Genomic DNA, 7,288 nt, shown 5'->3' with positions numbered 1-7,288 from the left:
GTCCCGAGATCATCACTCGAACCGCGCGAATCACGCATCAACGACGACAGCGTCTGCGCACCCATGTCGAACTTCATACCGAACTCGCCTCCCCCTAGGACCGCTGGGCGAACCGTCCCGATGCGCCCCATGATTCTCAGCCATCTCTATCAACTCAGCGGTTGCCTCTGCAATCGGAGTGTCCATCGCTCACAGAAGCACCACACTTCGGACCGTCCTCGGCTACGGCCTGAGCGGCGACCGCGCCCGGGCCGTAGCAGGGTAAGGGGGAGAGCCAGGGGCGGGGCGGCCCGCAGGCCCACCGCCTGGTCGGCGGAGGCTCAGGCCTTGCCCACCCCCGGCAGATCCAGCTTCGGCGCCTTCAGCGTGTTGCGCTGCGCCTCCGCCGCCATCTCCTGATCACCGTTCAGATAGGCCGTGGTGGCATCGACCACGCCCTGCAACGACTTGCCCGCCCGGGCCGCCACGAACTGCAGGTCCTTCGAGGCGCGCTCCGCGTACTGCGACAACGCCAGCGCGACCAGACCACCCTGCGCCTTCTCGCCGCCCTCACCACCACCCTCCGCGGAAATGGTGCCCGCACTCGAAGCCGCCGACGTCAGATTCTCACCGAACGACTTCCCGTACTTCTCGAAATTCGACGCGGTCTCCCCCGTCGTCTTCAGCACACCCGAAATACCCTGCGGCTTCAGATCCCACCCGGGCACCACAAACCCCCGTCCTCAGCGACCGGACACCCGACTCAGCCGATGTTGTCCACCGCGGACTTCGCCCGCTGCAACGTCGACTGCGCCGTCCCGTCGTTCTTCTCCAGCGTCGTCTTCAGCAACTGGATGATGTTCCGCACCTCCTGCGAGGCACGGTTCCAGCGCTGCTCCTTGCCGTGGTACTCATCCGCCACACCATCAGCCGTGAAGTCCGCCATCGCCGCCTTGACCTGACGGTCACGCGCACCGATGACCTCCTCCAGCCGGCCGATCACCGTCTGGATGTTCCCCTGCGCGTCCGTCGACGCACCCATGTCATACGAACGACGATCCGAACCAGCAGCCATCACACACCACTCCCCGTCAAGTGAAACGAATCGGACGAACCTGTCCCGACAGATCGGACGACGGCGGCCTAACGGAAGCGCGCGGCGTCGAAGTTGGCGGCACCCATCTGCTGCCGCGCGTTGTCGCCCTGCTCCTGATCACCCGAGCTGAACGCCGACTCCATACCCGACTGGCCACCCAGGATCGCCGACAGCGAACCGTTGAGCTCACTCGTGATCTCATCCGCGCGCGCCTTGAACTGGTCGAACATCGCCCGGCCCGTGCCGTTGAACTTGCCCTCCAACGGCTGCGCCGCCTGCACCAACTGCCGGATCAGCGTCCCGAGGTCGTCGCTGGAACCGCGCGAATCACGCATCAACGACGACAGCGTCTGCGCACCCATGTCGAACTTCATGCAGAACTCGCCTCCCCCATCTCGTGTCCTGGTTGTCCCATCGTACGTAACTCATCTCTACCAACACCCCGATCGCTCACGCAATCGAGAGGAGACGGCAGTTACAGAGGAGGCACAAAGCCATGACCAACCGCCCGCGCGGGCGGTCAGGGCGCGGCGGAGTGGGCCGTCGGGCCTTCGCGGCAGATCAGCAGGAGGGCGCGGTCGTCGTTGACGTCCTTCGCGACCGCCTCGATGAGGTGCCAGGCGGCACCCTGGAAGCCGGCGGAGACATAGCGGTCGGCCTCGCCGGTGAGGCGGTCGATGCCCTCGACGATGTCGCGGTCGGAGGTCTCCACCAGGCCGTCGGTGAAGAGCATCAGCACGTCGCCCGCCCGGAGCGAGCCCTTCACGGGGTCGAACTGGGCGCCGTCGTACACCCCCAGCAGCGGGCCCTCGGCTACCTTCTCCTCCCAGCGGCCACTGCCCGCGCTGAGCTGCAGCCCGGGCGGACGGCCCGCGGAGTACAGCTCGTAGTCGCCGGTGTCGAGGTCGAGCACGAGGTGGATGGAGGTCGCGAAGCCCTCCTGCCAGTCCTGGCGCAGCAGATAGCCGTTCGCGGCGGGCAGGAAGGCGTGCGGGGGCAGGCTGCCGAGGAGGCCGCCGAAGGCGCCCGACAGCAGCAGGGCGCGCGAGCCGGCGTCCATTCCCTTGCCGGAGACGTCCGTGAGGACGACCTCCAGGGTCCGGCCGCCGTTCGTGCGGGCCGCGACCACGAAGTCGCCCGAGAAGGACTGGCCGCCCGCCGGCCGCAGCGCCATCTCGCGGTGCCAGCCCTGCGGCAGCTTCGGCAGCTTGCTCTGCACCCGGATGCGTTCGCGCAGGTCGAACAGCATCGTGCCGCCGCGCCGCCAGGGCACGCCGACGCGGCTGCGGAACTGGGCGATCAGCAGGCCGAAGAAGCCGCACGCGGCGACGACGAGGACGACCCCGGGCGTCACCCGCGACGGGCCCTCCGTGTAGGGGCCGAGCTGTATCGACTCCACGATCAGGGCCGTGGCGGCCGCCGCGTACAGACCGAGCAGGCTGGCCGGGCGCAGCAGCAGGCCACCGGCGACGATCGGCAGGACCAGGACGGCCGGTGAGCACCACACCGAGTTGGCGAGCGTACCGGCGGTGATGAGGGGAATGGTGAGCAGGAGACCGGCCAGCGCGACCCAGTCGGAGCCGTCGCCGCGGAAGTAGTCGACGGCGCTTCTGCGCAGGCCGACGCGGACCCGGTGCCACCGCATCTTCAACCGGGCCGTGAACGTCTCGGCCGCCGTGCGCGGCTCTCGTCCTGCTGCCATTAGTTCGGGACCCTATCCATCGGACCAGCCGCTTGGCACGGGAGGTCCTCCTTGTCCCCCGTCCGGGGCTCGACTCCACAGTGAACTTCACGGAAGGCCGGCCCGCCGCCGTCCCGGGGAAGTCGGGGGAAATTCCCTCGCCGGTCCCGCGGTGCCCTGGTAGGCATGGCCTCATGGCAACTGACTTCCTGACCGGCTCGGACACCGGGCCGCGGGTGCTGCGACGGGACGACTGGGATTCCTGGTACGACACTCTGATCCGCGCCTTCGGCGGGGTGCCGGAGTCCACCGAGGAGCGGAAGCTGTGGAACGCGCTCACCGAGCTCGACCGTTCGCTGGGTGCTTGGGAGGGCGACGCGTGCGTGGGGACGGCGGGGGCGTTCTCGTTCCGGCTGACCGTGCCCGGTGGGGCCTCGGTGCCCACGGCGGGCGTGACGATGGTCGGGGTGGCGGCCACGCACCGCCGGCGCGGGGTGCTGACGTCCCTGATGCGGCGGCAGTTGGACGACGTACGCTCCTGGGGTGAGCCGCTGGCGGTGCTCACGGCGTCCGAGCCGGCGATCTACGGCCGGTTCGGGTACGGCGCCGCGACCTTCGCGCTCAGCGCGGAGATCGACACCGGCCGGGTGGGGCTGTCGGTCCCGGCCGCCGCCGATGACGTACGGCTGCGGTACGCGGCGCCCGCCGATGTCCTCGACGTGTGTGAGGAGGTCTACGCCCGGCTGGTGCCGTCGCGGCCCGGGATGCTGGCGCGGCGCCCGGGGTGGGAGCGGCTGGGGGTGCTCGACCCGGAGAGCGAGCGGGACGGGGCGTCGCCGTTGCAGTGTGTCGTCGCCCACCGGGATGGCGAGGTCACGGGGTACGCGCGGTTCCGGGTCAAGCTCGGGTGGGGGGAGGCCGGGCACAACGGCACGGTGGTGCTGGAGGACCTGGCGGGACTCGATCCGGCGACGGAGGGCGCGTTGTGGCGGTTCCTGTTCGGGATCGACCTGACGACGACCCTGTCCGTGCGGGGGCGGCCGGCCGACGAGGGGTGGCAGTACCAGGTGTCCGACATCCGGCGGTGCCGGACGCGGTCGCGGGACTCGCTGTACGTGCGGCTGGTGGACCTCAAGGCCGCGCTGGAGGCCCGTACGTATCAGGCGCCGGTGGACGTCGTGTTCGAGGTGGAGGACGACTTCTGCCCCTGGAACGCGGGACGCTGGCGACTGTCGGGGGACCCCAAGGGCGCGTCGTGCGCGCGTACGGCGGACGCGGCCGACCTCGCCCTGTCGGTACGGGAGCTGGGGGCCGCGTATCTCGGTGGGGTGAGCCTCGGTGCGCTGGCGGCGGCCGGGCGGGTGCGGGAGCTTCGGACCGGGGCGCTCACGGAGGCCGCGGTGGGCTTCGGAAGCACCGTGGCGCCCTGGCTGCCGCACGGTTTCTGAGGGGCCGGGGCCCGGGTCAGCCGCGCTGGCAGCCGGGGCACCAGAAGAGGTTGCGGGCGGCGAGGCCGGCGGTGCGGATCTCGCCGTCACAGATGTGGCAGGGCTGCTGGGCCCGGCGGTAGACGTAGACCTCTCCGCCGTGGTCGTCGACGCGGGGTGGGCGGCCCATGGCCTCGGGGGTGTGCTCGGGGCGGACCGTGTCGATGCGGTTGTGGCGCACGCCCTCGCGCATGAGGTCGGCGAGGTCGCCCCAGATCGCGTCCCACTCGGTGGGCGTGATGTCCCTTCCCGGGCGGTACGGGTCGATCCGGTGCCGGAAGAGGACCTCGGCGCGGTAGACGTTGCCGACTCCGGCGATGACCGTCTGATCCATCAGGAGTGCCGCGATCGTGCTGCGGCTGCGGGAGATCCGCCCGTAGGCGGCGCCGGGGTCGGCGTCGTCGCGCAGCGGGTCGGGGCCGAGGCGGTCGTGTATCGCCCGCTTCTCCTCGGCGGTGATGAGGGCGCAGGTGGTCGGTCCGCGCAGGTCGACGTATCCGGTGTCGCCCGCGAGGCGCAGGCGGACCGTGTCGGTGGGCGGCGGGGCGGGGGCGTCACCGAAGGCGACCTTGCCGAACAGGCCCAGGTGGATGTGGACCCAGTCGGCGTCACGGAACCGCAGGAAGAGGTGCTTGCCGTGGGCCTCGGTCGCCGTCAGGACGGCCCCGTCCAGGAGGGCCGCGGCGTCGGAGAACTTGCCCTGGGGGCTGGTGACCCGGGGGGCCGTGCCGGAGAAGCGGGCGGCGTAGTCGTGCGCCAGCCGGTGAATCGTGTGCCCCTCTGGCACGGTCCGCGGTTCCTTCCAGCCCCCGGGGGGCGGTCTCGGTGCTGCCGCCTCAGTCCTGCTGCGGGTGGTGCGCCGGGATCGGCGGCAGCTCGCGCGTGGTCTCGTACGCGGCCAGCATCGCGATACGGCGGGCGTGGCGCTCCTCGCCGGTGAACGGCGTGTTCAGGAACGTCTCGGCGAGCTTCGTCGCCTCCTCCCGCGAGTGCATGCGGGCGCCGATGGCGACGACGTTCGCGTCGTTGTGCTCGCGGCCGAGCGACGCCGTCTCCTCGCTCCAGGCGAGAACGGCACGGACGCCCTTGACCTTGTTCGCGGCGATCTGCTCGCCGTTGCCGGAGCCGCCGATGACGATGCCGAGGGCGCCGGGGTCGGCGACGGTGCGCTCCGCGGCGCGGAGGCAGAACGGCGGGTAGTCGTCCTGGGCGTCGTAGACGTGAGGGCCGCAGTCGACGGGCTCATGGCCGGCCGCCTTGAGCCACTCGACGAGATGGTTCTTCAGTTCGAAGCCGGCATGGTCGGAGCCGAGGTACACGCGCATGGGACGAGTGTGACATGCGTCGGGCAGGGCAGCAGGGCCGGGTGGCTGGACCGCGAAGTGTGAGCAACGCCACCGAACCTCAGGAAATCCTCAAGTAACGATCCGGAATCAAAGGTTCAAGAATCCGTTCACCTCCGATTCACTGGTCCGACTCGTACGCCGCTCGTACGGGAAATTGCTCACCCGGCGCAAAGGAAATCCGTCCCATGACTTCGCAGCCGACCCTGACGAAGGCCGGAAGCGGCCCCGGAGGCAACGGCGGAACCGGCGATCCCGGTTCCGGATCCGGTCTCCAGGCAGGGCTCAAGAACCGTCATCTGTCGATGATCGCCATCGGCGGTGTCATCGGCGCCGGACTCTTCGTGGGGTCCTCCTCCGGCATCGCCACCGCCGGTCCCGGCATCCTTCTCTCCTACGCTCTCGTCGGCACGCTCGTGGTGCTGGTGATGCGCATGCTCGGTGAGATGTCGGCCGCCAACCCGACCTCGGGTTCGTTCTCGGCGCACGCCGACCGGGCGCTCGGCAGCTGGGCCGGGTTCTCCATCGGATGGCTGTACTGGTTCTTCTGGGTGGTCGTGCTGGCGGTCGAGGCGACCGCCGGTGCGGTGATCCTGGAGGGCTGGATCCCGGCCGTACCGCAGTGGGCCTGGGCGCTGATCGTGATGGTGGTGCTGACCGCCACCAACCTCGTCTCCGTCGGGTCCTACGGAGAGTTCGAGTTCTGGTTCGCGGGGATCAAGGTCGTCGCGATCGCCGCGTTCATCGTCATCGGCGGTCTTGCCGTCTTCGGCCTGCTCCCGGGCGTGGACAGCGACCAGGCGGGGCTGGGGAACCTGACCGAACACGGCGGCTTCCTGCCCCACGGGCCGGGCGCGATCCTCACCGGTGTGCTGCTCGTCGTCTTCTCCTTCATGGGCAGCGAGATCGCCACCCTGGCCGCCGGCGAGTCCGAGAACCCGCAGCAGGCCGTCACCAAGGCCACCAACAGCATCATCTGGCGTGTCGCCGTCTTCTACCTCGGCTCGATCTTCGTCGTGGTGACCCTGCTCCCGTGGGACAGCAAGTCCATCGCCGACGACGGCTCGTACGTCGCCGCGCTCAACTCCCTCGGCATCCCGCATGCCGGTCAGATCATGAACTTCATCGTGCTGACCTCGGTGCTGTCCTGTCTCAACTCCGGCCTCTACACCGCCTCACGCATGGCCTTCTCGCTCGGCCAGCGCGGTGACGCGCCGAAGCCCTTCGCCCGGACGACCGGCCGGGGTGTGCCGCGGACGGCGATCCTCGTGTCCGTCGTCTTCGGCTTCGTGGCCGTGTTCTTCAACTACAAGTTCCCGGACTCGGTCTTCCTCTTCCTGGTCAACTCCTCCGGTGCCGTCGCTCTGTTCGTCTGGCTGGTGATCTGCTTCTCCCAGCTGCGGATGCGGAAGATCATCCAGCGCGAGGCGCCCGAGAAGCTGGTCGTGCGGATGTGGCTGTACCCGTACCTGACCTGGGCGACCGCCGCGCTCATCGTCTTCGTGCTCGGCTACATGCTGACCGACACCGAACACGACGGACGCAAGACCGTGCTGCTGTCGCTGCTCGTCGCCGCCCTGGTGCTCGCCGTCGCCGTGGTCCGGCAGCGGGTCGGGAAGCGCAAGCCCGTCGAGTCCACCGCGCAGCCCGCCGAGGTGCGCGACTAGGCACCACCATCCCTGGGAGAGCTTCACGCCGCTGT

8 protein-coding genes are annotated in these 7,288 nt (G+C 69.8%); 2 read left to right on the top strand and 6 right to left on the bottom strand.

Going from position 1 to position 7,288, the window contains the following annotated elements:
* Positions 1-320 precede the first annotated feature (320 nt).
* From ACFV6X_RS22415 to ACFV6X_RS22400, 4 genes are all read right to left on the bottom strand, one after another.
* A complete protein-coding gene (locus ACFV6X_RS22415; protein ID WP_385386048.1) occupies positions 321-710 on the bottom strand; it encodes a DUF6507 family protein in 390 nt (129 codons plus the stop codon).
* A gap of 32 nt (positions 711-742) precedes the next feature.
* Positions 743-1,054 (bottom strand): pore-forming ESAT-6 family protein, encoded by a 312-nt coding sequence (locus ACFV6X_RS22410; protein WP_365460498.1) that lies wholly within the window; start codon positions 1,052-1,054, stop codon positions 743-745.
* A gap of 68 nt (positions 1,055-1,122) precedes the next feature.
* Positions 1,123-1,449 (bottom strand): hypothetical protein, encoded by a 327-nt coding sequence (locus ACFV6X_RS22405; protein WP_385386046.1) that lies wholly within the window; start codon positions 1,447-1,449, stop codon positions 1,123-1,125.
* 146 nt (positions 1,450-1,595) lie between these two features.
* Positions 1,596-2,777: a PP2C family protein-serine/threonine phosphatase gene (locus tag ACFV6X_RS22400; protein WP_385386044.1), complete on the bottom strand. Its 1,182-nt coding sequence runs from the start codon at positions 2,775-2,777 to the stop codon at positions 1,596-1,598.
* Positions 2,778-2,950: 173 nt separating this feature from the next.
* Between ACFV6X_RS22400 and ACFV6X_RS22395 the strand changes: the two genes are divergently transcribed.
* On the top strand, positions 2,951-4,204 hold the full coding sequence (locus ACFV6X_RS22395; protein WP_385386042.1) for a GNAT family N-acetyltransferase: 1,254 nt from the start codon (positions 2,951-2,953) through the stop codon (positions 4,202-4,204).
* A gap of 16 nt (positions 4,205-4,220) precedes the next feature.
* Here the strand turns inward: ACFV6X_RS22395 and ACFV6X_RS22390 are convergent, their stop codons facing one another.
* A complete protein-coding gene (locus ACFV6X_RS22390) occupies positions 4,221-5,030 on the bottom strand; it encodes an Fpg/Nei family DNA glycosylase (RefSeq protein ID WP_385386040.1) in 810 nt (269 codons plus the stop codon).
* 49 nt (positions 5,031-5,079) lie between these two features.
* Positions 5,080-5,568, bottom strand: a complete 489-nt coding sequence (locus ACFV6X_RS22385; protein ID WP_365459853.1) for a ribose-5-phosphate isomerase — start codon at positions 5,566-5,568, stop codon at positions 5,080-5,082.
* Between the two features lie 206 nt (positions 5,569-5,774).
* On the opposite strand from ACFV6X_RS22385, the gene ACFV6X_RS22380 reads away from it, so the two are divergent.
* A complete protein-coding gene (locus tag ACFV6X_RS22380; protein ID WP_385386038.1) occupies positions 5,775-7,253 on the top strand; it encodes an amino acid permease in 1,479 nt (492 codons plus the stop codon).
* The last annotated feature ends 35 nt before the right edge of the window (positions 7,254-7,288 follow it).

Origin of the sequence: Streptomyces sp. NPDC059861, from assembly GCF_042731435.1 — a bacterium.
Taxonomy (GTDB): domain Bacteria; phylum Actinomycetota; class Actinomycetes; order Streptomycetales; family Streptomycetaceae; genus Streptomyces.
Note: the sequence above shows the minus strand (reverse complement) of the source record. Positions and strands in the feature narration are given on the sequence as shown.